Source organism: Azohydromonas caseinilytica (assembly GCF_012927045.1).
GTDB classification, from domain to species: Bacteria; Pseudomonadota; Gammaproteobacteria; order Burkholderiales; family Burkholderiaceae_C; genus Azohydromonas; species Azohydromonas caseinilytica.
Window position 1 is genome coordinate 58,206 of record NZ_JABBFW010000019.1, and the last position, 24,393, is coordinate 82,598.

Annotated in this window: 24 protein-coding genes and 1 tRNA gene; 9 read left to right on the plus strand and 16 right to left on the minus strand. The window is 68.1% G+C overall.

Going from position 1 to position 24,393, the window contains the following annotated elements; genetic code table 11:
• Positions 1–12: 12 nt before the first annotated feature.
• The 4 genes from HHL10_RS21415 to pssE all read left to right on the plus strand — a co-directional run bounded on the left by HHL10_RS21415 (position 13) and on the right by pssE (position 3,010).
• Positions 13–1,110 (plus strand): Gfo/Idh/MocA family protein, encoded by a 1,098-nt coding sequence (locus tag HHL10_RS21415; RefSeq protein WP_169162435.1) that lies wholly within the window; start codon positions 13–15, stop codon positions 1,108–1,110.
• 129 nt (positions 1,111–1,239) lie between these two features.
• Complete coding sequence (locus HHL10_RS21420) at positions 1,240–2,061, plus strand: hypothetical protein (protein WP_235971700.1); 822 nt, start codon at positions 1,240–1,242, stop codon at positions 2,059–2,061.
• Positions 2,058–2,522, plus strand: coding sequence for a glycosyltransferase family protein (locus HHL10_RS21425; RefSeq protein WP_169162437.1), 465 nt, complete (start codon positions 2,058–2,060; stop codon positions 2,520–2,522). The genes HHL10_RS21420 and HHL10_RS21425 overlap by 4 nt, the downstream gene beginning before the upstream one ends.
• Positions 2,519–3,010, plus strand: a complete 492-nt coding sequence (pssE, locus tag HHL10_RS21430; RefSeq protein ID WP_169162438.1) for a PssE/Cps14G family polysaccharide biosynthesis glycosyltransferase — start codon at positions 2,519–2,521, stop codon at positions 3,008–3,010. Before HHL10_RS21425 ends, pssE begins: the two co-directional genes overlap by 4 nt.
• A gap of 35 nt (positions 3,011–3,045) precedes the next feature.
• On the opposite strand, the gene ubiE is transcribed toward pssE, so the two are convergent.
• Both ubiE and HHL10_RS21440 read right to left on the minus strand, forming a co-directional pair.
• Positions 3,046–3,777, minus strand: coding sequence for a bifunctional demethylmenaquinone methyltransferase/2-methoxy-6-polyprenyl-1,4-benzoquinol methylase UbiE (gene ubiE / locus HHL10_RS21435; protein WP_169162439.1), 732 nt, complete (start codon positions 3,775–3,777; stop codon positions 3,046–3,048).
• An 8-nt stretch (positions 3,778–3,785) separates the two neighbouring features.
• On the minus strand, positions 3,786–4,196 hold the full coding sequence (locus tag HHL10_RS21440; RefSeq protein WP_169162440.1) for a gamma-butyrobetaine hydroxylase family protein: 411 nt from the start codon (positions 4,194–4,196) through the stop codon (positions 3,786–3,788).
• A gap of 91 nt (positions 4,197–4,287) precedes the next feature.
• Between HHL10_RS21440 and HHL10_RS21445 the strand changes: the two genes are divergently transcribed.
• Entirely contained in the window at positions 4,288–5,277 is a 990-nt protein-coding gene (locus tag HHL10_RS21445; RefSeq protein ID WP_169162441.1) for a Bug family tripartite tricarboxylate transporter substrate binding protein, read from the plus strand.
• A 92-nt stretch (positions 5,278–5,369) separates the two neighbouring features.
• Positions 5,370–5,927: an MgtC/SapB family protein gene (locus tag HHL10_RS21450; RefSeq protein ID WP_169162442.1), complete on the plus strand. Its 558-nt coding sequence runs from the start codon at positions 5,370–5,372 to the stop codon at positions 5,925–5,927.
• Between the two features lie 13 nt (positions 5,928–5,940).
• On the opposite strand, the gene HHL10_RS21455 is transcribed toward HHL10_RS21450, so the two are convergent.
• The 3 genes from HHL10_RS21455 to secA all read right to left on the minus strand — a co-directional run bounded on the left by HHL10_RS21455 (position 5,941) and on the right by secA (position 14,029).
• A complete protein-coding gene (locus HHL10_RS21455) occupies positions 5,941–9,855 on the minus strand; it encodes a DUF3683 domain-containing protein (RefSeq protein ID WP_169162443.1) in 3,915 nt (1,304 codons plus the stop codon).
• Between the two features lie 172 nt (positions 9,856–10,027).
• Positions 10,028–11,257, minus strand: a complete 1,230-nt coding sequence (argJ, locus tag HHL10_RS21460; RefSeq protein WP_169162444.1) for a bifunctional glutamate N-acetyltransferase/amino-acid acetyltransferase ArgJ — start codon at positions 11,255–11,257, stop codon at positions 10,028–10,030.
• Between the two features lie 36 nt (positions 11,258–11,293).
• Entirely contained in the window at positions 11,294–14,029 is a 2,736-nt protein-coding gene (gene secA / locus HHL10_RS21465; protein ID WP_169162445.1) for a preprotein translocase subunit SecA, read from the minus strand.
• A 164-nt stretch (positions 14,030–14,193) separates the two neighbouring features.
• Between secA and HHL10_RS21470 the strand changes: the two genes are divergently transcribed.
• Positions 14,194–14,496 (plus strand): hypothetical protein, encoded by a 303-nt coding sequence (locus tag HHL10_RS21470; protein ID WP_169162446.1) that lies wholly within the window; start codon positions 14,194–14,196, stop codon positions 14,494–14,496.
• A 152-nt stretch (positions 14,497–14,648) separates the two neighbouring features.
• Here the strand turns inward: HHL10_RS21470 and HHL10_RS21475 are convergent.
• From HHL10_RS21475 to petA, 6 genes are all read right to left on the minus strand, one after another.
• A tRNA-Thr gene (locus tag HHL10_RS21475) sits at positions 14,649–14,724 on the minus strand.
• Positions 14,725–14,755: 31 nt separating this feature from the next.
• Positions 14,756–15,274, minus strand: a complete 519-nt coding sequence (locus HHL10_RS21480; RefSeq protein ID WP_169162447.1) for a ClpXP protease specificity-enhancing factor — start codon at positions 15,272–15,274, stop codon at positions 14,756–14,758.
• A 3-nt stretch (positions 15,275–15,277) separates the two neighbouring features.
• Positions 15,278–15,895: a glutathione S-transferase N-terminal domain-containing protein gene (locus HHL10_RS21485; RefSeq protein ID WP_169162448.1), complete on the minus strand. Its 618-nt coding sequence runs from the start codon at positions 15,893–15,895 to the stop codon at positions 15,278–15,280.
• A gap of 106 nt (positions 15,896–16,001) precedes the next feature.
• Positions 16,002–16,772 carry a cytochrome c1 gene (locus tag HHL10_RS21490; RefSeq protein WP_169162449.1) on the minus strand — a complete coding sequence of 257 codons (771 nt, stop codon included), beginning with the start codon at positions 16,770–16,772 and terminating at the stop codon, positions 16,002–16,004.
• 23 nt (positions 16,773–16,795) lie between these two features.
• Complete coding sequence (locus HHL10_RS21495) at positions 16,796–18,196, minus strand: cytochrome b (protein ID WP_169162450.1); 1,401 nt, start codon at positions 18,194–18,196, stop codon at positions 16,796–16,798.
• A 25-nt stretch (positions 18,197–18,221) separates the two neighbouring features.
• Positions 18,222–18,821 carry a ubiquinol-cytochrome c reductase iron-sulfur subunit gene (gene petA, locus HHL10_RS21500; RefSeq protein WP_169162451.1) on the minus strand — a complete coding sequence of 200 codons (600 nt, stop codon included), beginning with the start codon at positions 18,819–18,821 and terminating at the stop codon, positions 18,222–18,224.
• 215 nt (positions 18,822–19,036) lie between these two features.
• Here petA and mscL point away from each other — a divergent pair, with 215 nt between their 5' ends.
• On the plus strand, positions 19,037–19,489 hold the full coding sequence (gene mscL / locus HHL10_RS21505) for a large conductance mechanosensitive channel protein MscL (RefSeq protein ID WP_169162452.1): 453 nt from the start codon (positions 19,037–19,039) through the stop codon (positions 19,487–19,489).
• Here the strand turns inward: mscL and pdxA are convergent.
• Together pdxA and HHL10_RS21515 are read right to left on the minus strand one after the other, a co-directional pair.
• On the minus strand, positions 19,486–20,547 hold the full coding sequence (pdxA, locus tag HHL10_RS21510; protein WP_235971701.1) for a 4-hydroxythreonine-4-phosphate dehydrogenase PdxA: 1,062 nt from the start codon (positions 20,545–20,547) through the stop codon (positions 19,486–19,488). The two genes, mscL and pdxA, sit on opposite strands and share 4 nt — an antisense overlap.
• A 5-nt stretch (positions 20,548–20,552) precedes the next feature.
• Positions 20,553–21,305 carry a Nif3-like dinuclear metal center hexameric protein gene (locus tag HHL10_RS21515; RefSeq protein WP_169162453.1) on the minus strand — a complete coding sequence of 251 codons (753 nt, stop codon included), beginning with the start codon at positions 21,303–21,305 and terminating at the stop codon, positions 20,553–20,555.
• Between the two features lie 14 nt (positions 21,306–21,319).
• Between HHL10_RS21515 and HHL10_RS21520 the strand changes: the two genes are divergently transcribed.
• Positions 21,320–22,483 carry a S1C family serine protease gene (locus HHL10_RS21520; RefSeq protein WP_169162454.1) on the plus strand — a complete coding sequence of 388 codons (1,164 nt, stop codon included), beginning with the start codon at positions 21,320–21,322 and terminating at the stop codon, positions 22,481–22,483.
• Between the two features lie 104 nt (positions 22,484–22,587).
• On the opposite strand, the gene tatC is transcribed toward HHL10_RS21520, so the two are convergent.
• From tatC to tatA, 3 genes are all read right to left on the minus strand, one after another.
• Positions 22,588–23,382 carry a twin-arginine translocase subunit TatC gene (gene tatC, locus HHL10_RS21525; RefSeq protein WP_169162455.1) on the minus strand — a complete coding sequence of 265 codons (795 nt, stop codon included), beginning with the start codon at positions 23,380–23,382 and terminating at the stop codon, positions 22,588–22,590.
• Positions 23,379–23,864 carry a Sec-independent protein translocase protein TatB gene (tatB, locus tag HHL10_RS21530; protein ID WP_169162456.1) on the minus strand — a complete coding sequence of 162 codons (486 nt, stop codon included), beginning with the start codon at positions 23,862–23,864 and terminating at the stop codon, positions 23,379–23,381. The genes tatC and tatB overlap by 4 nt, the downstream gene beginning before the upstream one ends.
• Positions 23,865–23,962: 98 nt before the next feature.
• A complete protein-coding gene (tatA, locus tag HHL10_RS21535; protein WP_169162457.1) occupies positions 23,963–24,205 on the minus strand; it encodes a Sec-independent protein translocase subunit TatA in 243 nt (80 codons plus the stop codon).
• Positions 24,206–24,393 lie beyond the last annotated feature (188 nt).

The window sequence follows — 24,393 nt, forward strand, 5'->3', positions numbered from 1 at the left end:
TTGGAACCTGCGATGATCAAAACTGCGGTAGTGGGCCTGGGCAAGATGGGGCTGTCTCATCTGGCCATCGTGCGTGCGCATCCCGATATAGAGCTGGTGGCCGGATGTGATTCATCCGGCTATTTGACGGATGTGCTGTCCACCTATTCCGGCCTGAAATGCCATGCCGATTTCGACCGGCTGCTGGCGGAGGAGCAGCTGGACGCGGTGGTGATCGCCACGCCCTCCCGCTCCCATGCCGCGATGGTGACGAAGGCGCTGGAGCGCGGGCTGCACGTGTTCTGCGAGAAGCCCTTCGTGCTCGACCCCGCCGATGGCGTGCGCCTGGTGGAGCTGGCGCAGCAGAAGCGCGTGGTCAACCAAGTGGGCTATCACTACCGCTTCGTCGGCGCCTTCCAGGAGGCGGCGCGCATCGTGCGCAGCGGCGCGCTGGGTGAGGTGCACCATGTGCGCGCCGAGGCCTACGGGCCGGTGGTGCTGCGTCCCAGCGGCTCCACTTGGCGCTCGACCAAGGTGGAAGGCGGCGGCGCGCTCTACGACTACGCCTGCCACGCGCTGGACCTGCTGAACTACGTGGCCGGCAAGCCCTCCGGCGTCCAGGGCGTGGTGCGGCACAACGTGTTCTCGCGCGACGTGGACGACGAGGTGTACGCGCTGTTCCGCTATCCCGGCGGCGCCAGCGCCCAGCTCAGCGTCAACTGGAGCGACGACAGCCACCGCAAGATGTCCACGTCCATCACGGTCTGGGGCACGCGCGGGCGCCTCACCGCGGACCGGCAGGAATGCCAGCTGTTCCTGCGCCAGAGCCACGACGCCCTGCCCGGCGTGCCCAAGGGCTGGTCGGTGCGCTACACCACCGACCTCACCCAGGAGGTCTGGTATTACCTGCGCGGCGAGGAGTATTCGGCGCAGATCGATTACTTCGTGCAAAGCATCAGGCAGGGCCGCACCGACGGCGAAAACACCTTCCGCTCCGCGCTGGAAACCGACCAGCTGGTAGCGATGCTGCTGGAGAGCGAAGCCGGGGCGCCGCAGCGCGCGTACGAGCCGGCGGCCGTGCCGGAGCGGCGCGGCGGGCTGTGGTCGCGCCTGATCGGGGAACGGCCGTGATGGCCGGGCGCCTTTCCGATTCGCAGGCCTTCGGCCTCGAATTTCGCCTTTGCCTTTAACGCCTTGCCGGGGTCAGCTTTCATGGATCGAGTGCTTTTCGGGGATAACCAATTTTTCGGCGTGAACCACATGTCCGAGGAAAAGGCGCGGGCGCAGGCCATGCGCTTTCAGGACAACGCCGCCATCATCAAGGTCTTGGATGCCGCCTACCAGGAGGGCATTCGCACTTTCATGTGCACCACGCATGACCGGGTGGCCGAGATTTGCGATCACTTTCGCACGCATCGCGACAAGTATCCGGATTACACCTTCTACCCTTGCATGCCCTATGCACACAAGTATGCGAATGCCGTGACCGAATACGGGATGATCGAGGCGCTGCGGCGTTTTTTGCCCGATGAAAATTCACTGGGCGCCATGCTGAAAGGCGGCATGGCGCTGGCCAACAAGGATATCGATAAAATCCTGCAATTGCTGGTCGATGCCGAAATGAAAATGTTCCGCGGCCTGCCCACGCCGGTCATTTTCATTCAAAACGTCATCACCGACCTGCTGCTGGGCCTGAATCTCAAGCCGGTGCTGCGCATGTTCCATGACCATGTGCGCAAGGCCTATGGCGCCGAGCCGGGTTTCATCACCATGAATTTGCCCAAGCTGCTCGACGTGCTGGACGAATTGGGTATCGAAAACCCGATCGTCTGCGCCAACATCAACAAGATCGGTTTTCGCATGTGCGGCGGCATCGCGGCTTACGAGGATGCGATCGCGAAAAGGCGCTTCCGGCCCGTGGCGATGTCGGTCCTGGCCTCGGGGGCGATCGCGCCCAAGGAAGCCATCGACTATGTCTGCCGCCAGCCGCGCATCGAGTCCATCGTTTTCGGCGCTTCGTCGCAGGCCAATATCCGGCACACCAAGCAGCTGATCGATGAATTGAGCTTGGCACCGCAATGAAACTCGTCGTCGGCGCCTCCGCAGGCGGGCATGCCAACGAGCTGCAGATCCTGCTGCGCAACGCCCGCGGCCTGTGGCCCGCGGAACCGGCGGCCTACATCACCACCATGGCGATCGCGGCCTCCGGCTTCGACAGCGGCGGCCGCCCGGTGCACGTCATCGGCGAGTGCGATCGCCGCAAGCCCTTGCAGGCCGTGGGGGTGCTGGGGCGCACGCTGTGGCTGGCCTGGCGCGAGCGGCCGGACGTGGTCGTGACCACGGGCTCGATGCCGCTGGCCCTGTTCTGCATCTGGGCCAAGCTGCTGGGCGCCAAGGTGGTGTGGATCGACAGCGTGGCCCAGATCGAAAAGCTCTCGGTCAGCGGGCGGCTGATGCGCCGCGTGGCCGACCTGTGCCTGGCGCAGTGGCCGGCCGTCGCGGCGCGCTACCGGGGCGTCGAATACGCGGGGGAGGTGCTGTGATCCTGCTCACCGTCGGCAGCATGTTTCCCTTCGACCGGCTGGTGCGCGAGGTGGACGCCCTGGTGGCGGCCGGGCGCATCGGCGAGGAGGTGGTAGCGCAGATCGGCGACGGCCAATACGAGCCGTGCCACATGCCTTTCCACCGCTTCCTGTCCCGGCTGGAGTTCGAGGCGCTGCTCGGCCAGGCTTCGATGCTGGTCAGCCACGCGGGCGCCGGCACCATCGCCATGGCGCTGCAGCACCACAAGCGGTTGCTAGTGGTGCCGCGGCTGGCACGCTTTGGCGAGCATGTGAACGACCACCAGATCGCCACGGCGCGCCGCTTCGAGGAGCTGCAGCACGTGCTGGTGGCCTACGAGCTGGAGCAGCTGCCCGAGCGGCTGCAGGCGCTGCGGCAGTTCGAGCCGCGCCGGCGCGAGGCCTCGCCGCAGCGGCTGGCCGAGCGCATCGGCCAGTTCCTGGCTACCGAGTGCGGCCCGCGCGGCTGACAGGGGCCGTCCGTTTCAGGCGCCGGCGGCGCCGCTCAGCACTTGATGCCCACGTGCAGCGCCACCACGCCGCCGGTGAGGTTGTGCACGTCCACGTGGCCGAAGCCGGCCGACTTCATCATGGCCTTGAGCGTGCCCTGGTCCGGGTGCATGCGGATCGACTCGGCCAGGTAGCGGTAGCTGTCGGCATCGCCGGCCACGATCTGGCCCAGGAAGGGCAGCACCTTGAACGAGTAGAGGTCGTAGACCTTCTGCAGCGGCGCGGCCACCTTGGAGAACTCCAGCACCAGCAGCCGCCCGCCCGGCTTGAGCACGCGCGCCATCTCGGCCAGCGCCGAGTCCTTGTGCGTCATGTTGCGCAGGCCGAAGGCCACGCTCACGAGGTCGAAGGTGGCGTCGCGGAAAGGCAGCTTCTCGGCGTCGCAGATGGAGCTCGGCAGCACCTTGCCCTCGTCGAGCAGCCGGTCGCGGCCCTGGCGCAGCATGGCCTCGTTGATGTCGGTGTGCACCACCAGGCCGCTGGCGCCCACGCGCGGCGCGAAGGCGCGGGCCAGGTCGCCCGTGCCGCCGGCGATGTCGAGCACGCGCTGGCCTTCGCGCAGGTTGGCCACCGCCACGGTGTAGGCCTTCCAGGCGCGGTGCAGGCCCATCGACATCAGGTCGTTCATCACGTCGTACTTGGACGCGACGGAATCGAACACGCCGCGCACGCGGCTGGCCTTCTCCTGCTCGTCGACGGTCTGGAATCCGAAATGGGTCTGGCTCATGGATCGCTTCAATGGTGGTGGCCGCAGGACGAGCCCGCTTTCTCAGGCATGGCCGCGTCACGATCGACGCCGGCCGCCTGCAGCCGTTGTTCGTAGTCCTGCCACAGCCGCTCCTGCTGCGAGCCGAGGAAGTACAGGTAGTCCCAGGTGAAGATGCCGGAGTCGTGGCCGTCGGAGAAGCTGGGCTGCACCGCGTAATGGCCCACGGGCTCGATGCCCACGATCTCCACGTCGCGCTTGCCGGTCTGCAGCGTCTCCTGGCCGGGGCCATGGCCCTGCACCTCGGCCGAGGGCGAATACACGCGCATCAGCTCGAAGGGAATGCGAAAGCTCGCGCCATCGTCGAAGCTGATTTCCAGCTGCCTGGACTGCTGATGCACGGTGAGTGAGGTGGGCTGGTGCTGGAGGCTGCTGCTCATGATGGCTCCGGGAATTTCGGCGCGCCCTGGGCGCGTGCGGGCCCGATTATCCCGCTGGCTAAGATCGCCCCATTTGCCCCGCGCCCGCCCCATGACCGCCCTGCCCCGCCGCCGCCTGCTGCAAGCCGCTTCCGCCTCGTTGCTCACGCCACTGTTTCCGCTGGCGGCCCATGCCGAGGAGGCCGCCTGGCCTTCGAAACCGATCCGCTGGGTGGTGGCCTACCCGGCCGGCGGCGGCTCCGATTTCCTGGCGCGCCAGCTCGCCCCGCAGATCGGCCGCCAGCTCGGCCAGACCATCTACATCGAGAACCGCCCCGGCGCCGCCGGCATCATCGGCACCGACAACGCCGCCAAGGCCGCGCCCGACGGCTACACGCTGCTCACCGGCGACAACGGCGCGATGGTGTTCCACCAGGCGATGTACAAGCGCCTGCCCTACGACCCGCGCGACTTCGCCCCGGTGGGCTTCATGGCGCGCTTTCCGCTCATCGTGGTCGTGAATCCGAACGCCGGCTTCAGCGACGGCCGCCAGTGGCTGCAGGCGCTCAAGGCCAATCCGGGGCGCTACAGCTACGCCTCGCCCGGCATCGGCAGCCCGCACCACCTGGCGATGGAACTGCTCAAGGAGCGCACCGGCAGCTTCGTGGTGCACGTGCCCTACCGCGGCACGGCCTTCGCGTCGCAGGACGTGATCGCCGGCCAGGTGCCCATGACGGTGCTCGACACCGCCGCCGGGCTGCCGCTGATCCGCAGCGGCAAGCTCAAGGCGCTGGCCGTGATGTCGGCGCACCGCATCCCCACGCTGCCGCAGGTGCCGACGCTGCAGGAGCTGGGCCTGCGGGATTTCGAGGCCACGGCCTGGCAGGCGCTGTTCGTGCCGCGCGGCACGCCGGGGCCCATCGTGCAGCGGCTGTCCGTGGAGATGCGCAAGGCGATCCTCGCGCCCGAGGTCAAGGCGCGGCTGGAGGACTTCGGCCTGGAGGTGCTGCCCGGCGACGGCCCGGCGCTGGCCGCCTTCCTGCAGAAGGAAACGGCCTTCTGGCACGCGCTCATCAAGGCCCGCCGCCTCGCGGCCGAATGAGGGGGTGAGGCGCCGCGGCAGGCTTTTGGCTTGCTGTGCGCGTCGCTCATGACAACAAACGGTCTTCGGTGTGACGCCGATGCGTCGGTGCGATGAGCTGGGCCCAGGTGCTGAAGACGATCGAGTCGGAGTTCGTGGACCTCTCCGACGTGGAGCAGCTCACCCGGGCCTGCACGCGGCTGACGGTGGCCATCCTGCTCGGGGCCGCCATCGGTTGGGAGCGCGAGCGGCGGCGCAGCGCGGCGGGGCTGCGCACGCACATGCTGGTGGCCCTGGGCGCGGCGCTGTTCGTGCTGGCGCCCGCGCAGGCCGGCCTGGAGGAGGACGGCCTGAGCCGCGTGCTGCAGGGCGTGATCTCGGGCATCGGCTTCCTGGGCGCGGGCGCGGTGCTCAAGCTCAGCGAGCAGGGCGAGATCCGCGGGCTCACCACTGCGGCCAGCATCTGGGCCACCGCGGCCATCGGCGTGGCGGTGGGGCAAGGCCGCGAGGCCACCGCGCTGCTGGCCACGCTCATCGTGCTGGCGATCCTGGTCGTGCTGGCGCAGCTGGAGCGGCGCATGCACCACTTCAAGAGCCCCGGCACGCAACCCGAGGACGACGACACGCCGCGCCGCCGGCGCCGGGCCGGCGACGCCGCGGACGAGAGCTAGAGCCCGGCCGGCCTCAGACCAGCACGCGCTCGATGCCGCCGGCGTTGGCCTGGGCCACGTAGTCGGGCATCCAGTTCTCGCCCAGGATCTTGCGCGCCATCTCGACCACGATGTAGTCGGCCTGCAGCAGCCCGTTGTTGAGGTCCTCGCCGTAGCGGCTCAGGCCCTGCAGGCAGCTCGGGCAGGAGGTGAGGATCTTGATGTCCTCCTTGGCGCCGACCTTGCCGGCCCCGCGCAGCGCGGCCTCGCTCTTGCGCAGTTCCTCGGTCTTGCGGAAGCGCACCTGCGTGGAGATGTCGGGCCGGGTCACGCCCAGCGTGCCGCTCTCGCCGCAGCAGCGCTCGCTCTTGAACACGTCCGGGCCCACCAGCGCCTTGACCGTCTTCATCGGCTCCTGCTGCTTCATGGGCGTGTGGCAGGGGTCGTGGTAGAGGTACGTGCCCGCGCCGTCGAGCTTGATGCCCTTCTCCAGCAGGTACTCGTGGATGTCCACGATGCGGCAGCCGGGGAAGATCTTGTCGAACTCGTAGCCCTGGAGCTGGTCGTAGCAGGTGCCGCAGCTCACCACCACGGTCTTGATGTCGAGGTAGTTGAGCGTGTTGGCCACGCGGTGGAACAGCACCCGGTTGTCCGTGATGATCTGTTCCGCCTTCTCGAACTGGCCGCTGCCGCGCTGCGGGTAGCCGCAGCACAGGTAGCCCGGGGGCAGCACCGTCTGCACGCCCGCATGCCACAGCATCGCCTGCGTCGCCAGGCCCACCTGGCTGAACAGCCGCTCCGAGCCGCAGCCCGGGAAGTAGAAGACCGCCTCCGTGTCCGCCGTCGTCGCCTGTGGGTTGCGGATGATGGGGACGTAGTTCTTGTCCTCGATGTCCAGCAGCGCGCGCGCCGTCTTCTTGGGCAGGCCGCCGGGCAGCTTCTTGTTGACGAAGTGGATCACCTGCTCGCGCACCGGCGCCTTCTCGTGCGTGGCCGGCGGCAGGCTGGTCTGCTTGCGCGCGGGCAGCTTGAACAGGTCGTGGGCGAAGCGCTGCGCCTTGAAGCCGATGTCCACCATGGCGCTGCGCGCCAGGTTGATGGTCGCGGGGTTCGTTGCGTTGAGCATGAACATCGCCGCCGCGTTGCCGGGCCTGAAACTCTTCTGGCCCATCTTGCGCAGCAGGTTGCGCATGTTCATCGACACGTCGCCGAAGTCGATCTTCACCGGGCAGGGCGTGGCGCACTTGTGGCAGACCGTGCAGTGGTCCGACACGTCCTCGAACTCCTGCCAGTGCTTGATCGACACGCCGCGGCGCGTCTGCTCCTCGTACAGGAAAGCCTCGACCAGCAGCGAGGTGGCCAGGATCTTGTTGCGCGGGCTGTACAGCAGGTTGGCGCGCGGCACGTGCGTGGCGCACACGGGCTTGCACTTGCCGCAGCGCAGGCAGTCCTTGATCGAGTCGCTGATGGCGCCGATGTCGCTCTGCTGCATGATCAGCGACTCGTGCCCCATCAGCCCGAAGCTGGGCGTGTAGGCATGCGCAAGGTCGGCGGCGCGCACGTCCGGGCCCAGCGCCTGCGGGTTGCGCAGCAGCTTGCCCTTGTTGAAGCGCCCTTCCGGATCGACGCGCTGCTTGTAGTCGGCAAAGCCCTGCAGCTCCTCGTCGGTGAGGAACTCCAGCTTGGTGATGCCGATGCCGTGCTCGCCCGAGATCACGCCGCCCAGGCTGCGCGCCAGCACCATGATGCGGCCCACCGCCTCGTGGGCGGTCTGCAGCATTTCATAGTCGTCGGAGTTCACCGGGATGTTGGTGTGCACGTTGCCGTCGCCGGCATGCATGTGCAGCGCCACCCAGACCCGGCCGCGCAGCACCTGCTTGTGGATGCGGCGGCACTCGTCCAGGATCGGCGCGAAGGCCGCGCCGGCAAAGACACCCTGCAGCGGCTTGAAGATCTGCGTCTTCCACGACGCGCGCAGCGAGGTGTCCTGCAGCAGCTCGAAGAAGCTGCGCCCGCCGTAGTGCTGCTGCGTCACGTCGAGCTGGTCCAGCCAGCCCTTCCACAGCGCGCGCACCTCGCGCAGCAGCTGCAGCGCCTGCTGCACCCGGTCCTCCAGCAGCTCGGCGCTGGGGATTTCACTCGCATCGTCGCTTCGGCCCAAGGGCAAGTTGCCGCGGGCGAAGAAGCCTTCCAGCGCATCGACCAGCTGCAGCTTGTTGCGCAGGCTCAGCTCGATGTTGATGCGCTCGATGCCGTTGGTGTACTCGCCCATGCGCTCCAGCGGGATCACCACGTCCTCATTCACCTTGAAGGCGTTGGTGTGGCGCGCGATGGCCGCGGTGCGCTTGCGGTCCAGCCAGAATTTCTTGCGGGCATCGGCGCTGACGGCGATGAAGCCCTCGCCGGAGCGGCCGTTGGCCAGGCGCACCACCTCGCTGGTGGCGCGGGCCACGGCCGCGTCGTCGTCACCGACGATGTCGCCGATCAGCACCATCTTGGGCAGCGTGCCGCGCTTGCTCTTGGTGGCGTAGCCCACCGCCTTCAAATAGCGGTCGTCCAGGTGCTCCAGGCCGGCCAGGATCGCGCCGCCGGCCTTGGCCTGGGCGAACATGAAATCCTTGATCTCGACGATCGAGGGCACGGCGTCCTTGGCGTTGCCGAAGAACTCCAGGCACACGGTGCGCACATGCGCGGGCATGCGGTGCACCACCCAGCGCGCGCTGGTGATCAGGCCGTCGCAGCCTTCCTTCTGGATGCCGGGAATGCCGGCCAGGAACTTGTCGGTGACGTCCTTGCCCAGGCCTTCCTTGCGGAACACGCTGCCCGGCACCTCGATCAGCTCGGTGCGCTCCAGCGTCTTGCCGGCGGCGTCGTAGTAGCGCAGCTCGAAGCGCACCCTGGGTGCGTCGTGGATCTTGCCGAGGTTGTGCTCCAGGCGGACCACCTCCAGCCACTTGGCCTCGGGCGTGACCATGCGCCAGGAGGCCAGGTTGTCCAGCGCCGTGCCCCACAGCACCGCCTTCTTGCCGCCGGCGTTCATGGCGATGTTGCCGCCCACGCAGCTGGCCTCGGCCGAGGTCGGATCGACGGCGAAGACATAGCCCGCGCGCTCGGCGGCATCGGCCACGCGCTGCGTCACCACGCCGGCGCCGGTCCAGATGGTGGCCACCTTGTGCGGCACGCCGGGCAGATCGACCAGCTCGACCTCGGTCATCTGCTCCAGCTTCTCGGTGTTGATGACCGCGCTCTTCCAGGTCAGCGGCACCGCGCCGCCCGTGTAGCCGGTGCCGCCCCCACGCGGGATGATGGTCAGGCCCAGCTCCACGCAATCCTTGACCAGCGCCGCCATCTCGGCCTCGCTGTCGGGGGTGAGCACGACGAAGGGGAACTCCACGCGCCAGTCGGTGGCGTCCGTGACGTGCGCCACGCGCGAGAGGCCGTCGAACTTGATGTTGTCCTTGGCCGTGTGGCGGCCCAGCACGCGCCGCGCGCGCCGGCGCAGCTCCTCGATCTCGGTGAAGGCAGCGCCGAAGTCCGCCACCGCCTTCTGCGCCGCTCCCAGCAGCTCGCCCACCAGGGTGTCGCGCTGCGCATCGACCTGCGGATCGCGGCGCTTGCCGATCTCGCCCAGGCGGTGGTGCAGGGCCTGGATCAGCGCCTCGCGGCGCTTGGGGTTGTCCAGCAGGTCGTCCTGCAGGTACGGGTTGCGCTGCACCACCCAGATGTCGCCCAGCACCTCGTAGAGCATGCGCGCCGAGCGTCCGGTCTGGCGCTGCTCGCGCAGCTGCAGCAGCAGGTCCCAGGCACGCTCGCCCAGCAACCGCGACACGATCTCGCGGTCGGAAAACGAGGTGTAGTTGTAGGGAATCTCGCGCAGGCGCGGCGTGTCTTCGACAGTGGCCGCCACGGCGGCGGCAGCCAGGGTGTTGACGGGAATGGGTGCGTTCATGGGGGGCGGGCGCGGTTCGCACCCGGGTGAGCGCGAAAAAAAGAACTGTACCCCGCACAGGGTTTCCCCCGGGATCAAGGGGAACTGGCGGGGCGTTGCGGCGCCGGGAACGGCACCGGGAATCGATCAGGAGATCAGCGCGGCGGCACGGCAGCGGCCGCCGCGGGCTCGCTCAGGAGCGGTAGTCGGCGTTGATGCTGACGTAGTCGTGCGAGAGGTCGCAGGTCCAGACGGTGGCGCTGGCGTCGCCGCGGTGCAGGTCCACCCGCACCGTGATCTCGGACTGCTTCATCACGCGCTGGCCGTCGGCCTCCTGGTAGTCCGGATGCCGGCCACCCTGCACCACCACGTGCACGTCGTCCAGGAACAGGTCGATCAGGCCCTGGTCGAGATCGTCGATGCCGGCGTAGCCCACCGCGGCCAGGATGCGGCCCAGGTTCGGGTCGCTAGCGAAGAAGGCGGTCTTGACCAGCGGCGAATGCGCGATGGCGTAGGCCGCCAGCCGGCACTCGGCCTCGGTGCGGCCGCCGTCGATGCGCACGGTGATGAACTTGGTGGCGCCCTCGCCGTCGCGCACGATGGCCTGCGCCAGTTGCTGCGACACGGCGATCACGGCCTCGCGCAGCGCCTGCCCTTCGGCGGAGTCCAGCGCCGTGATCTCGGCGTGGCCGGCCTGCCGGGTGGCGATCAGCACGAAGGAGTCGTTGGTGGAGGTGTCGCCGTCGATGGTGATGCGGTTGAAGCTGGCGTCGGCCGCTTCCTTGACCAGCGGCTGCAGCAGCGCCGGGGCGACGACGGCGTCGGTGGCGACGAAGCCCAACATCGTGGCCATGTTGGGGCGGATCATGCCGGCGCCCTTGCTGATGCCGGTGACGGTGACGGTGCGGCCGCCGATCCGCACCTGGCGCGACGCCGCCTTGGGCAGCGTGTCGGTGGTCATGATGCCTTCGGCCGCCAGCGCCCAGTTGTCCTCCTTGAGGTCCGCCAGCGCCGCCGGCAGCCCGGCCTCGATGCGCTCCACCGGCAGCGTTTCCATGATCACGCCGGTGGAGAACGGCAGCACCTGCTCGGGCGCGATCTCCAGCTGCCGCGCCAGCGCGATGCAGGTGCGGCGCGCACGCACCAGGCCGTCCTCGCCGGTGCCGGCGTTGGCATTGCCGGTGTTGATGACGATGGCGCGCACGCCGGTGCCGCCGGCCAGGTGCTCGCGGCACAGCTGCACCGGCGCGGCACAGAAGCGGTTGAGCGTGAACACGCCGGCCACGGCCGAGCCCTCGGCCAGCGTCATGACGGTGACATCGCGGCGGTTGGGCTTGCGCACGCCGGCCATGGCGGTGCCGATGCGCACGCCGGGCACCGGCGAGAGCGTGGCGGGATCGGGCGCGGTCAGGTTGACGGGCATCGAATCGACTCCTTGCTTGTCGGCTCGGCGCTCAGCTCAGCTGAGCTTGCCGTGGCACTGCTTGTATTTCTTGCCGCTGCCACAGGGGCAGGGATCGTTGCGGCCGACCTTGGGCACCTCGTCGGCCAGGTCGCGGTCCTGCGACACCGAGCCGTCGTCGTTGGGGTGCGTGTAGGTCACGTTGCCCACATGGCCGGCAGCTTCCTCGATGGCCTCGGCGGCCTGCGCCACCTGCTCCTGCGTCTGGATGCGCACCGTCATCAGCACGCGCGTGACCTCGGTCTTGACCAGGTCCAGCAGCTGGGCGAAGAGCTCGAAGGCCTCGCGCTTGTATTCCTGCTTGGGGTTCTTCTGCGCGTAGCCGCGCAGGTGGATGCCCTGGCGCAGGTAGTCCAGCGCGGCCAGGTGCTCGCGCCAGTGGGTGTCGATGGACTGCAGCAGCACCATGCGCATGAAGGGCGTGAACTGCTCGGCCCCCACCAGCGCGACCTTGGCGGCGAAGACCTCGTCGGCGGCCTTCACCACGGCCTCGACGATGTCCTCGTCGGTGACGGACTGGCTGCCTTCGACGATGGACTGCAGCGGCAGCTCGATCTGCCATTCCTCGCGCAGCTGGCGCTCCAGGCCGGCCAGGTCCCACTGCTCTTCCAGGCTCTCGGCGGGCACATGCTCGCGCACCAGCGCGGTCATGGTGCTGTGGCGCAGGTTGGCGATCTGGTCGTCCAGCGACTCGGCTTCCAGGATGTCGTTGCGCTGCTGGTAGATGACCTTGCGCTGGTCGTTGGCGACGTCGTCGTACTCCAGCAGCTGCTTGCGGACGTCGAAGTTGCGGGCCTCGACCTTGCGCTGCGCGCTCTCGATGGAACGGGTGACGATGCCGGCCTCGATGGCCTCGCCCTCGGGCATCTTGAGCCGGTCCATGATGGCGCGCACGCGGTCGCCCGCGAAGATGCGCATCAGCGAGTCGTCCAGGCTCAGGTAGAAGCGCGAGCTGCCCGGGTCGCCCTGACGGCCGGAGCGGCCGCGCAGCTGGTTGTCGATGCGCCGGCTCTCGTGGCGCTCGGTGGCGATGATGCGCAGGCCGCCGGCGGCCTTGACCTGGGCATTGAGCCCGGCCCACTCGTCGCGCAGCTGCTGGATGCGGCGCGCCTTCTCGTCGGCCGGGATGCCCTCGTCGGCCTCGATGAACTGCACCTGCTTCTCGACGTTGCCGCCGAGCACGATGTCGGTGCCGCGGCCGGCCATGTTGGTGGCGATCGTGATCACGCCCGGGCGCCCGGCCTGGGCCACGATCTCGGCCTCCTTGGCGTGCTGCTTGGCGTTGAGCACCTGGTGCGGCAGCTTGGCCTGGGTCAGCAGCGCCGAGACGATCTCGGAGTTCTCGATCGAGGTCGTGCCCACCAGCACCGGCTGCCCGCGCTGGTGGCAGTCCTGGATGTCCTTGGTGACGGCGTCGTACTTTTCCTTGGTCGTCTTGTAGACCAGGTCCAGCTCGTCCTTGCGGATGGTGGGCCTGTTGGGCGGGATGACCACCGTCTCCAGCCCGTAGATCTCCTGGAACTCGTAGGCCTCGGTGTCGGCCGTGCCCGTCATGCCGCCGAGCTTGCCGTACATGCGGAAGTAGTTCTGGAAGGTGATCGAGGCGAGGGTCTGGTTCTCGCTCTGGATCTGCACGCCTTCCTTGGCTTCCACCGCCTGGTGCAGGCCGTCGCTCCAGCGCCGGCCGGTCATGAGGCGGCCGGTGAACTCGTCCACGATCACCACTTCACCGTTCTGCACCACGTAGTGCTGGTCGCGGTTGTAGAGGTGGTGCGCGCGCAGCGCCGCGTACACGTGGTGCATCAGCGCGATGTTGGCCGGGTCGTACAGGCTCGCGCCCTCGGCCAGCAGGCCGGCCTCGGTCAGGATGGCTTCTGCATGCTCGTGGCCGGCCTCGGTGAGGTAGACCTGGTGCGTCTTCTCGTCCACCGTGAAGTCGCCCGGCTCGATCACGCCCTCGCCGGTGCGCGGGTCGGCCTCGCCGATCTGCTTCTTGAGCTTGGGCACGACGACGTTGATGCGCACGTACAGCTCGGTGTGGTCCTCGGCCTGGCCGCTGATGATCAGCGGCGTGCGCGCCTCGTCGATGAGGATGGAGTCCACCTCGTCCACGATGGCGTAGTTGAGGCCGCGCTGGCTGCGGTCGCTGACCTCGTAGACCATGTTGTCGCGCAGCAGGTCGAAGCCGAACTCGTTGTTCGTGCCGTAGGTGACGTCGGCCGCGTAGGCCGCCTGCTTCTGCTCGCGCATCAGGCCCGGCACGTTGACGCCGACGCTCAGGCCCAGGAAGTTGTAGAGCCGCCCCATCCACTCCGCGTCGCGGCGGGCGAGGTAGTCGTTGACGGTGACCACATGCACGCCCTTGCCCGGCAGCGCATTGAGGTACACGGGCAGCGTGGCCATGAGGGTCTTGCCCTCGCCGGTGCGCATCTCGGCGATCTTGCCCTGGTGCAGCGTCATGCCGCCGATGAGCTGCACGTCGAAGTGGCGCATCTTGAGCACGCGCTTGCCGGCTTCACGCACCGTGGCGAAGGCTTCGGGCAGCAGCGCATCCAGCGTCTCGCCCTGGGCCAGGCGCTGGCGGAACTCGCCGGTCTTGGCCTGCAGCGCCGCGTCGTCGAGCTTCTCGAACTGGGGCTCCAGGGCGTTGATCTGCTCCACCACGCGCCGGTACTGCTTCAGGAGGCGGTCGTTGCGACTGCCGAAAATCTGGGTCAGGAGCTTGGGCAACATGCAGTGGCAATAAAGAGGAGCAAAGCCGCGGGGCGCCGCGGCGGGCAAGCCGGGCAGTTTAACACCCGGGTCTTTGGCGCCCGGCGCCACCCGGCCTCTGCCCGCCAGGGGCGTCAAGGCCGCGCCCGCGGGGAGGCCATGGCGGCGCTGGCTACACTTTGGACATGGCCACCACGCTGCCCCCTGCCCTTGAGCTGTCCAAGGTCCTCAACGAGCACGCGGCGCTGCAGCGCCTGACGCAGCGGCTGCGCGAATCGAACCAGCGCTTCGAAGTGGCGACGCGCATCCTGCCCGCGGCGCTGCGCCAGCAGCTGCGCGCCGGCCCGGTGGACGGCGAAGGCTGGACGCTGCTGGCGCCCAACGCCGCGGTGGCGGCCAAGCTGCGTCAGTTGCTGCCGCGCATCGAGCAGCATCTGCGCGATGCGGGCTTCGGCGACAAGCGCATCCGCATTCACCTGCAGCCCTGATTGGCCGAGGCACCGCCGGCGCTGCAGCGCCGGCTCACGACACCACCTTGGGTTCCCCAAGGGTCACGGCCCAGACCTGCACCACGCCCGCTCGGACCAGGAAATGAAAAAGCGGCGCGTACTTTCTCAAGTACGCGCCGCTGTGGGACCGGTGGTGCCGGCTGCCCGAATCGAACGGGCGACCTGCTGTTTACAAGGCAGCTGCTCTACCAACTGAGCTAAGCCGGCACGGCTGCGGCGGATTTTATCCGCCGCGGAGTCACTTGATGCGCTTGAGGGACGGACGGCCCGGCGCGGGCGGCTCGGGCGGCGTCTCGGGCGTGGAAGAAGCCACGTCCTCGGCTGCGGGCGCGGGCGGCTGCGCCCCGTTCTCGGACTCGGCCGAGGCCAGCCGCAACCCCTGCGGCACCGCGGGCGCCGGTGCCGGTTCCTGCGGCGCCTCGGCCGCGGCGGGCGCGGGGAAGGCCATGCCCTGCCCGTTCTCGCGCGCGTAGATGGCCACCACATGGTCCACCGGCACCACGATCTCGCGCGCACGGCCGCCGAAGCGGGCCTTGAACTCGATGAACTCGTTGCCCAGCTTCAGCCCCGAGGTCGCCTCGAAGCCGATGTTGAGCACGATCTCGTTGTTCTTCACGTACTCCAGCGGCACCTGCACGCTGCGGTCCACGAAGACCGCCAGGTAGGGCGTGAAGCCGTTGTCGGTGCACCAGTCGTGCAGCGCCCGGATCAGGTACGGGCGCGTGCTGGAGCCCTGGTCGGTGGAAGCCTCGTTCATGACTTACTTGCGCATCACCTTCTCGGAAGGCGTCAGCGCCTCGATGTAGGCCGGGCGCGAGAAGATGCGCTCGGCGTACTTGAGCAGCGGCGCGGCGTTCTTGGACATGTCGATGCCGTAGTAGTCCAGGCGCCACAGCAGCGGGGCGATGGCCACGTCCAGCATCGAGAAGTCGTCGCCGAGCATGTACTTGTTCTTCACGAAGATCGGGGCCAGCTGCGTGAGCCGGTCCTTGATCTGCGCGCGCGCCTTCTCCAGCTGCTTGTCGGTGGGCTTGACGGCTTGGCCGCGGCCTTCGAGCACGTTGACGTTCGTGAACAGCTCCTTCTCGAAGTTGAGCAGGAACAGCCGCACGCGCGCGCGCGCCACCGGGTCGCCGGGCATGAGCTGCGGGTGCGGGAAGCGCTCGTCGATGTACTCGTTGATGATGTGCGACTCGTACAGGATGAGGTCGCGCTCGACCAGGATCGGCACCTCGTTGTACGGGTTCATCAGCGCGATGTCTTCGGGCTTGGCGAAGAGGTCAACATCGCGGATCTCGAAGTCCATGCCCTTTTCGAACAGGACAAAGCGGCAGCGGTGCGAGTAGGGGCAGGTCGTTCCCGAGTAGAGCACCATCATGGCATCGGCTCCTTGTTGTCTCTCTGAAAAAGATGAAGCGCAGTGGGCGGCAACGCCTCCCACTGCGCGGGTCTGGCCGGCCTTTCAGGGCCGGTTCAATGCGGTCTTACTTGATGTCCTTCCAGTAGGCAGCGTTCAGGCGCCAGGCGATGAAGGTGAACAGGCCCAGGAAGATCAGCACCGCCACGCCCAGGCGCACGCGCTGCTTCTGCACCGGCTCGCCCATCCACTGCAGGTAGGCCACCAGGTCGCCCATGGCACTGTCGAACTCCTCAGGCTTGAGCTTACCCGGCGTCACCTGTTCGAAGCCCTTGAAGACATGCACCACCTTGCTGGCGTCGTGCGGGTCCTTCTCCTCCTCGAACTTGGCGATGCGCTGGCCCTGCAGCTCCCACAGCACGTGCGGCATGCCCACGCTGGGGAAGGCCAAGTTGTTCCAGCCGGTGGCCTTGGCATCGTCGCGGTAGAACGTACGCAGGTAAGTGTAGAGGTAGTCCGCACCGCTGCCCTTGGCGCCGTCGGCGCGCGAGCGCGCGATGACGGTGAGGTCGGGCGGCGTGGCGCCGAACCACTCCTTGGCCTGGCGCGCATCCAGCGACACCTTCATCAGGTCGCCCACCTTGTCGGTGGCGAACATCAGGTTGCCCTTGATCTGCTCGTCGGTCAGCCCGATGTCGCGCATGCGGTTGTAGCGCATGAACGCCGCCGAGTGGCAGTTGAGGCAGTAGTTGACGAAGAGCTTGGCGCCGTTTTGCAGCGCCGCCATGTCGTTGAGCTTGTCCGCCGGGAACTTGTCCCAGGCGATGCCGCCGCCGGCGGCAAAGGCGGAGGTGGCCATGGCCAGCGAGGCCAGGAGCGAAAGGATGAACTTTTTCATTCGAGCTTCTCCGGCTTCTGGCCTCAATGCGCCTTGAACACGACGCGCTCGGGCACCGGCTTGAATTCGCCCAGGCGGGTCCACCACGGCATCAGCAGGAAGAAGCCGAAGTAGAACAGCGTGCCGACCTGCGCCACCAGGGTGCCGATCTCCGACGGCGGCTGGATGCCCAGGTAGGCCAGCACGACGAAGAAGACCACGAACACGGCGTACAGGTACTTGTGCCAGTTCGGACGGTAGCGGATCGACTTGACCGGGCTGAAGTCCAGCCAGGGCAGGAAGAACAGGATGATCACGGCACCGCCCATCACCACCACGCCCCAGAACTTGGCGTCGAAGGTCTTGAGCAGCGCGACCGCCACGATGGCACCCACGAGCACGCCGACCTTGGCCTTGCCCGGCAGACGGCCCTTGAGCACGGCCAGCACCGCGGCCAGCGCGACGACCACCGACAGCACGTTGACCATCACGTCGGTCGTGGCGCGCAGCATCGAGTAGAACGGCGTGAAGTACCACACCGGCGCGATGTGCGCGGGCGTCTTCAGCGGGTCGGCCGGGATGAAGTTGTTGTACTCCAGGAAGTAGCCGCCGAACTCGGGCGCGAAGAACACCACCGCGCTGAAGGCGATGAGGAACACGCTCACGCCGAAGATGTCGTGCACCGTGTAGTACGGGTGGAAGGGGATGCCGTCAAGCGGGCGGCCCAGCGCGTCCTTCTTGGCCTTGATCTCCACTCCGTCGGGGTTGTTGGAGCCCACTTCATGCAGCGCGATGATGTGCGCCACCACCAGGCCCAGCAGCACCAGCGGCACGGCGATGACGTGGAAGCTGAAGAAGCGGTTGAGCGTGGCATCCGACACGACGTAGTCGCCGCGGATCAGCAGCGCCAGGTCCGGGCCCACGAAGGGCACGGCGGCGAACAGGTTCACGATCACCTGCGCGCCCCAGTAGCTCATCTGGCCCCAGGGCAGCAGGTAGCCCATGAAGGCCTCGGCCATCAGCGCCAGGAAGATGGCGCAGCCGAACACCCACACCAGCTCGCGCGGCTTGCGGTAGCTGCCGTAGAGCAGCCCGCGGAACATGTGTAGGTAGACCACGACGAAGAAGGCCGAGGCGCCGGTAGAGTGCATGTAGCGCACCAGCCAGCCCCAGGGCACGTCGCGCATGATGTACTCGACCGATGCGAAGGCAACATTCGCGTCGGGCTTGTAGTGCATCACCAGGAAGATGCCGGTGACGATCTGGATCACCAGCACCAGCATCGCCAGCGAGCCGAAGATGTACCAGAAGTTGAAGTTCTTCGGAGCGTAGTACTCCGACATGTGCTCCTTGTAGAGCTTGGAAGCCGGAAAGCGGTTGTCGACCCAGTTCAGCAGCTTCTGGGCGACCGGCGCATCGGCGGGAACGGTCTTGAATTCAGCCATGAGGTGTTCTCCGGGAGCCTGGAAGTCAGGCCTTCTTGTCCTCGCCGATCAACAGCTTGGTGTCCGACAGGTACATGTGCGGCGGCACCTCGAGGTTGTCGGGTGCGGGCTTGTTCTTGAACACGCGTCCGGCCATGTCGAAGGTCGAGCCGTGGCAGGGGCACAGGAAGCCGCCCTGCCAGTCGTCGGGCAGCGAAGGCTGCGCGCCGGCCTGGAACTTGTCGCTGGGCGAGCAGCCCAGGTGCGAGCAGATGCCCACGACCACCAGCACCTCGGGCTTGATGGAGCGATACTCGTTGCGCGCGTATTCAGGCGTGAGCTCGGCGGGCTTGCGCTCGGAGTTCGGGTCCACCACCTGCGCATCCGTCTTCTTCAGGCCCGCCAGTTGCTCCGGAGTGCGCTTGACAATCCACACCGGCTTGCCGCGCCATTCCACGGTCATCTTTTCGCCGGGCTTGAGGGCGCTGATGTCCGCCTCGACGGCGGCACCAGCGGCCTTGGCACGCTCAGAGGGCGTGAAGGTGCTCACGAACGGTACGGCTGCGGCCACACCGCCGACGGCACCTGCGCCACAGGCAATCGCCACCCAGGTGCGGCGGCCTTGGTCGACTTCAGGCTTTGTCATAGCTTCCTCAGGAACTTTTCCGGATTCAGGGGCAACCCTAGATTCTAGCGGACAAGGATTGACACAAAGCCTTTCGAGTGGCTGACGCTGCCGGGCGTCCGTCACGGTATGGATTGCCACTTTGACGCGGATCAAAAACTCGAAATACTGGCCGCTGCCGGACGTATGCCCGGCGCTACAACCGGGTTAATAAAAACCGTTGAAAGGACCGGCCAATGAGTTTCTTTTCCGAGTTCAAAGCCTTTGCGATGAAAGGCAACGTGGTCGACCTGGCGGTCGGCGTGATCATCGGCGTGGCGTTCCAGCGCATCGTCGATTCGATGGTCAAGGACCTGATCATGCCGCTGGTGGGCCGCGTCGTCGGCGGGCTCGACTTCTCCAACTACTTCATCCGCCTGGCCGACCCGCCGCCGGGCTACACCGGCCCCATGACCTACGACGCACTGAGCAAGGCCGGCGTGCCGCTGTTCGCCTACGGCAGCTTCATCACCGTGGCGCTGAACTTCCTGATCCTGGCCTTCGTGATCTTCCTGATGGTCAAGCAGATCAACCGGCTGCGCCGCGAGGAGCCCGCGCCGCCGCCGGCCGAGACGCCCGACGCGGCGCCCGAAGACATCGTGCTGCTGCGCGAGATCCGCGACGCGCTGCAGAAACCTCAGCAGCCTTAAGCCGCGCCGGCAGCCGCGACCGGCCCGCCACTGAGCGCCAGCGCCATGCGCAGCGCCGCGCGCAGGCTGGCATCGTCGGCCACGCCACGGCCGGCGATGTCGAAGGCGGTGCCGTGGTCGGGGCTGGTGCGCACGAAGGGCAGGCCCAGCGTGACGTTCACGCCCTGCTCCACGCCCAGGTACTTCACCGGGATCAGGCCGTGGTCGTGCGTCATCGCCACCACCAGGTCGAACTCGCCCGGGTGCCGCGGCGGCGCGTGGCGCGCGCGCATGAACACGGTGTCCGGCGCGAAGGGGCCGCGCGCGTCGATGCCCTCCTCGCGCGCCGCCTGCACCGCCGGCGCGATGAAGCGCAACTCCTCGTCGCCGAACAGCCCGCCCTCGCCCGCATGCGGATTCAGCCCTGCCACGGCGATGCGCGGCGTGGCTTGGCCCCAGGCCGCCGCAGCGCGGTGCGCGATGCGCAGGGTCGAGAGCACGCCTTCGAAATCCAGCACCTCCAGCGCCCGGCGCAGCGCCATGTGGATGGTGACCAGCACCACCTTCAGCTCCTCGTTGGCCAGCATCATGCGCACCGGCGGCGGCTCGCCACCCTGCGGCGCCGCCAGCGCCTGCAGCATCTCGGTGTGGCCCGGGTAAGGCACGCCGGCCGCCGACAGCGCTTCCTTGTGGATGGGCGCGGTGACGATGGCACGCCCGAGACCCTGCTGCAGCAGCCGCACCGCGGCCTCGATGCACAGGGCCGCGGCCTGGCCCGCACGCGCGTCGATCTGCCCCCAGGTCAACGCCTCCAGGCCCGTCGGCAACCCCGGCGGCGCCCACACCGGGATGCAGCGCGGCGGGCACAGCGCCAGGTCGGCTGGCGACGCCAGCTGCGCGATGGGCCAGGTCAGCTCGCCCAGCAGCGCGGCGGCACGGCGCAGCGCCTGCGGGCAGCCCAGCACCAGCGCCGCCGGGGCGTCCTCGCGCATGAGCGCGCGCAGCACGATCTCCGGGCCGATGCCGGCCGGATCGCCCATGGTCACGAGCAGCGGCTGCTCGGTTGCGGTGGTCTGCATGTCGTTCAGGCCGGGTTGTCGATGTCGATGAAGCGGTGCGCGAGGCCGAAGCGTTCGGCCACATGCGTGGCCAGTGCCGGCGCGCCGTAGCGCTCGGTGGCATGGTGGCCGCAGGCCAGGAAGGCCACGCCCGTCTCGCGCGCCAGGTGCGCCTGCGGCTCCGACACCTCGCCGGTGAGGTAGGCATCGGCTCCGGCGGCAATGGCTGCCTCGAACCAGCCCTGCGCGCCGCCCGTGCACCAGGCGATGCGGCGCAGCGGCCGGCCGTCGCCGGGCAGCACCAGCGGCGCACGGCCGAGCCGGTCACTGACGCGCTGGGCCAGCGCCGCCAGGGTGATGCCGCCGCCGTCGCCGATGAAGCCCAGCTCCTGCTCGCCGAAGCGTGCGTCGGCCGTCAGGCCCAACTGGAGGCCCAGCTGCGCGTTGTTGCCCCACTCGGCATGCGCATCCAGCGGCAGGTGGTAGGCAAACAGGCTGATGTCATGCCGCATCAGCAGTCGCACCCGCTCGGCCAGCCAGCCCGTGAGGCGGCCGTCCTGGCCGCGCCAGAACAGGCCGTGATGCACCAGGATGGCGTCGGCGCCGTCGGCAATGGCGGCCTCGATCAGCGCCCGGCTGGCAGTCACGCCCGAAACCAGGCGGCGCACCTCACCCCTGCCCTCGACCTGCAGGCCGTTCGGCCCATAATCCTTGAAGCGGTCCGCCGCCAGCGCCTGGTTCAGGTATTGCTCTATCTCGGCACGCGTCACGCTGCCCATTGCCGCTTCCTTTCATGCGCAGAACCTGGCTGATTTTCTCGCAGGCCGTCACGGTGGCCGTCGCCCTGCTCTTCGTCGTGAGCACGCTCAAGCCTGAGTGGCTGCGCCGCGGGTCCGCGCAGGTGCTGCCCGAGGTCGTCGCCATCGCCAGCGCGCCGCCTCCGGCACCGGGCACTTCCGCACCGGCGGGCGGCGGCTACAGCGCCGCGGCGCGCGCGGCCGCACCTACGGTCGCCAGCGTGGTGGCGCGCAAGGCCGCGGTGCGCAACAACCCGCATGGCGAGGACCCGTGGTTCCGCTTCTTCTTTCGCGACGGCGAGGGCCCGGCGCAGCCGCAAAAGGGCCTGGGCTCCGCAGTGATCGTCTCCAGCAGCGGCTACCTGCTGACCAACAACCACGTCATCGAGGATGCCGACGAGATCGAGGTGCAGCTCGCCGACGGCCGCCAGGCACGGGCCCGGCTGGTGGGCAGCGACCCCGAGACCGACGTCGCCGTGCTCAAGATCGACCTGGAGCGCCTGCCCGCCATCACCTTCGGCGCGACCGAGGGCTTGCAGGTCGGCGACGTGGTCCTGGCCATCGGCAACCCCTTCGGCGTTGGCCAGACGGTGACCTCCGGCATCGTCAGCGCGCTGGGGCGCAACCAGCTCGGCATCAACACCTTCGAGAACTTCATTCAGACCGACGCGGCCATCAACCCCGGCAACTCCGGCGGCGCGCTGGTGGACACGCGTGGCCAGCTCGTGGGCATCAACACCGCCATCTTCTCGCGCAGCGGCGGCAGCCTGGGCATCGGCTTCGCCATTCCCGCCGACACGGCACGCCAGGTGATGGAGAGCCTCATCCGCGACGGCCAGGTCACGCGCGGCTGGATCGGCGTGGAGCCGCAGAACCTCACGCCCGAGTTCATCCAGAGTTTCAAGTTGCCCGTGCGCGAGGGCGTGCTGATTTCCGGCGTGCTGCAGAACGGGCCGGCCGGCAAGGCCGGCATGCGGCCCGGCGACGTGGTGACGCGCGTGGGCGAGCGCCCCGTCGCCAACACGGCCCAGCTGCTGGGCGCGGTGGCCGCACTCAAGCCGCGCAGCGACGCCGTGATCGGCGTGCAGCGTGGCGACCAGGCGCTGGACATCAAGCTCACCGTGGGCCAGCGCCCCAAGCCGGGCCAGCGCGAGCAATAAGCAATCTCCCATAACGCAAACGGCGGCCCGCGGGCCGCCGTTATCCGGGGAGGCCAGGAAGGCGATGCGCTTGAAGCCCGCCCACCCTGACCGACCGACTCGCGTCAGGCGGCGTTGTCCCCGCTCGCTTCCTCGTCCGGCGCCTTGGTGGCCCGGATGAACAGCTTGGCGGACCACAGCCCCAGCTCGTAGAGCAGGCACATCGGCAGCGCCAGCGACAGCTGCGACACCACGTCCGGCGGCGTGATGACCGCGGCGATGATGAAGGCCACGACGATGAAGTAGCCGCGCCAGGCCTTGAGCTGTTCGATGCTCACCACGCCCATGCGCGCCAGCACCACCACCGCCACCGGCACCTCGAAGGCGGCGCCGAAGGCGATGAACATGGTCAGCACGAAGCTGAGGTAGGCCTCGATGTCCGGCGCCGCCGTGATGCTCTTGGGCGCGAAGCTCTGGATGAACTTGAAGACCTGCCCGAAGACGAAGAAATAGCAAAACGCCACGCCAATGGCGAACAGCACCGTGCTGGCCACCACCAGCGGCAGCACCAGCCGCTTCTCGTGCGCGTACAGCCCTGGCGCCACGAAGGCCCAGACCTGGTAGAGCACCACCGGCAGCGCGATCAGGAACGCCGCCATCAGCGTGATCTTGAGCGGCACCAGGAAAGGCGAGATCACGCTGGTGGCGATCAGCGTGGCGCCCTGTGGCAGGTTGGCCACCAGCGGCGCGGCCAGCAGGTCGTACAGCCCGGCGGGGCCGGGCCACACGGCCAGCACGCCGAAGACCACGCCCACGGCCAGCAGGGCCTTGATGAGTCGGTCGCGCAGCTCGACCAGATGTTCGACGAACGGCTGTTCAGTGCCTTCGAGTTCGTCTTTCTGCGGAGGCTGGGCGCTCATGAGGAAGCACGCGGCGGCCTGAAGCGCGCCACCCGGGCCGCACCGGACTGCACCCGCGTGCGCACGCCGTTGCGGTGCTTGTACCACTGGGGCGTGGCACCACGCTTGAGCCGCCAGTTCTTGCGCGGATGCTCATAGTGCGGCGGCAGCGGCTCGTAGACCGAGCCCTCAGCCGCCGTGCCGCTGCCCAGGCCCGTGGCCTGGTTCCAGCTCTGCTCCAGGTCGCGCGTGGTGTCGTGCAGCTCCTGGTTCACGCTCTGTTCGACGTTGCGAGCCGCATCCTCGAACTGCGTTTTCATCTTCTTGAGTTCATCGAGCTCGATGGAGCGGTTGACCTCGGCCTTGACGTCGGCCACATAGCGCTGCGCCTTGCCCACGAGGTGGCCCACCGTGCGCGCCACGCGCGGCAACTTCTCGGGGCCGATGACGATCAGCGCCACCGCGCCGATCAGCGCCAGCTTGTCGAAACCGAAATCAATCATCCGGAGACAGGTTGCGCGGCGCCGTGGCGCCGCTGGACTGCAATGAGGCGCGGCCCGTCATGCGCGATGCATGCCCGCTCAGCCGCGCCGCCTCGGGCTCAGGACTTGGTCTTGGCCTCGACGTCCACCGTGTTGGGATCGGCGACCTTGTGCGCCGTCACCTGCTGCGGCGGCACGGCCGCGGTGCTGCCGTTGTCTTCCGTCGCGCCCTTCATGCCGTCCTTGAACCCCTTGACCGCGCCACCCAGGTCAGAGCCCAGGTTCTTGAGCTTCTTGGTGCCAAAGATCAGCACCACCACCAGCAGCACGATCAGCCAATGCCAGATGCTGAAAGAACCCATGTCCGCAACTCCTTGTTAATCCCGGGATTCTAGGGGGAGCCGTATGACAGTTCCCCCTTCCGGGCTTGGAGCGCCGCAGCGCCCAAATCGTTCACCTTGCCGGCCGCATCGTCGTTGCGCGGCTCAGCCTTGCAGCCCGCGCCTTCGCACAGCGAAGGCCCTTCAAGCCGTCCAAGCCCACGCGGGTG

Coding starts and splice junctions, on each gene's coding strand:
- HHL10_RS21415 (WP_169162435.1), top strand. CDS start 13: ATGATCAAAACTGCGGTAGTGGGCCTGGGCAAGATGGGGCTGTCTCAT.
- HHL10_RS21420 (WP_235971700.1), top strand. CDS start 1,240: ATGTCCGAGGAAAAGGCGCGGGCGCAGGCCATGCGCTTTCAGGACAAC.
- HHL10_RS21425 (WP_169162437.1), top strand. CDS start 2,058: ATGAAACTCGTCGTCGGCGCCTCCGCAGGCGGGCATGCCAACGAGCTG.
- ubiE (WP_169162439.1), bottom strand. CDS start 3,777: ATGAGCCAGACCCATTTCGGATTCCAGACCGTCGACGAGCAGGAGAAG.
- HHL10_RS21440 (WP_169162440.1), bottom strand. CDS start 4,196: ATGAGCAGCAGCCTCCAGCACCAGCCCACCTCACTCACCGTGCATCAG.
- HHL10_RS21445 (WP_169162441.1), top strand. CDS start 4,288: ATGACCGCCCTGCCCCGCCGCCGCCTGCTGCAAGCCGCTTCCGCCTCG.
- HHL10_RS21450 (WP_169162442.1), top strand. CDS start 5,370: ATGAGCTGGGCCCAGGTGCTGAAGACGATCGAGTCGGAGTTCGTGGAC.
- HHL10_RS21455 (WP_169162443.1), bottom strand. CDS start 9,855: ATGAACGCACCCATTCCCGTCAACACCCTGGCTGCCGCCGCCGTGGCG.
- argJ (WP_169162444.1), bottom strand. CDS start 11,257: ATGCCCGTCAACCTGACCGCGCCCGATCCCGCCACGCTCTCGCCGGTG.
- secA (WP_169162445.1), bottom strand. CDS start 14,029: ATGTTGCCCAAGCTCCTGACCCAGATTTTCGGCAGTCGCAACGACCGC.
- HHL10_RS21470 (WP_169162446.1), top strand. CDS start 14,194: ATGGCCACCACGCTGCCCCCTGCCCTTGAGCTGTCCAAGGTCCTCAAC.
- HHL10_RS21480 (WP_169162447.1), bottom strand. CDS start 15,274: ATGAACGAGGCTTCCACCGACCAGGGCTCCAGCACGCGCCCGTACCTG.
- HHL10_RS21485 (WP_169162448.1), bottom strand. CDS start 15,895: ATGATGGTGCTCTACTCGGGAACGACCTGCCCCTACTCGCACCGCTGC.
- HHL10_RS21490 (WP_169162449.1), bottom strand. CDS start 16,772: ATGAAAAAGTTCATCCTTTCGCTCCTGGCCTCGCTGGCCATGGCCACC.
- HHL10_RS21495 (WP_169162450.1), bottom strand. CDS start 18,196: ATGGCTGAATTCAAGACCGTTCCCGCCGATGCGCCGGTCGCCCAGAAG.
- petA (WP_169162451.1), bottom strand. CDS start 18,821: ATGACAAAGCCTGAAGTCGACCAAGGCCGCCGCACCTGGGTGGCGATT.
- mscL (WP_169162452.1), top strand. CDS start 19,037: ATGAGTTTCTTTTCCGAGTTCAAAGCCTTTGCGATGAAAGGCAACGTG.
- pdxA (WP_235971701.1), bottom strand. CDS start 20,547: ATGCAGACCACCGCAACCGAGCAGCCGCTGCTCGTGACCATGGGCGAT.
- HHL10_RS21515 (WP_169162453.1), bottom strand. CDS start 21,305: ATGGGCAGCGTGACGCGTGCCGAGATAGAGCAATACCTGAACCAGGCG.
- HHL10_RS21520 (WP_169162454.1), top strand. CDS start 21,320: ATGCGCAGAACCTGGCTGATTTTCTCGCAGGCCGTCACGGTGGCCGTC.
- tatC (WP_169162455.1), bottom strand. CDS start 23,382: ATGAGCGCCCAGCCTCCGCAGAAAGACGAACTCGAAGGCACTGAACAG.
- tatB (WP_169162456.1), bottom strand. CDS start 23,864: ATGATTGATTTCGGTTTCGACAAGCTGGCGCTGATCGGCGCGGTGGCG.
- tatA (WP_169162457.1), bottom strand. CDS start 24,205: ATGGGTTCTTTCAGCATCTGGCATTGGCTGATCGTGCTGCTGGTGGTG.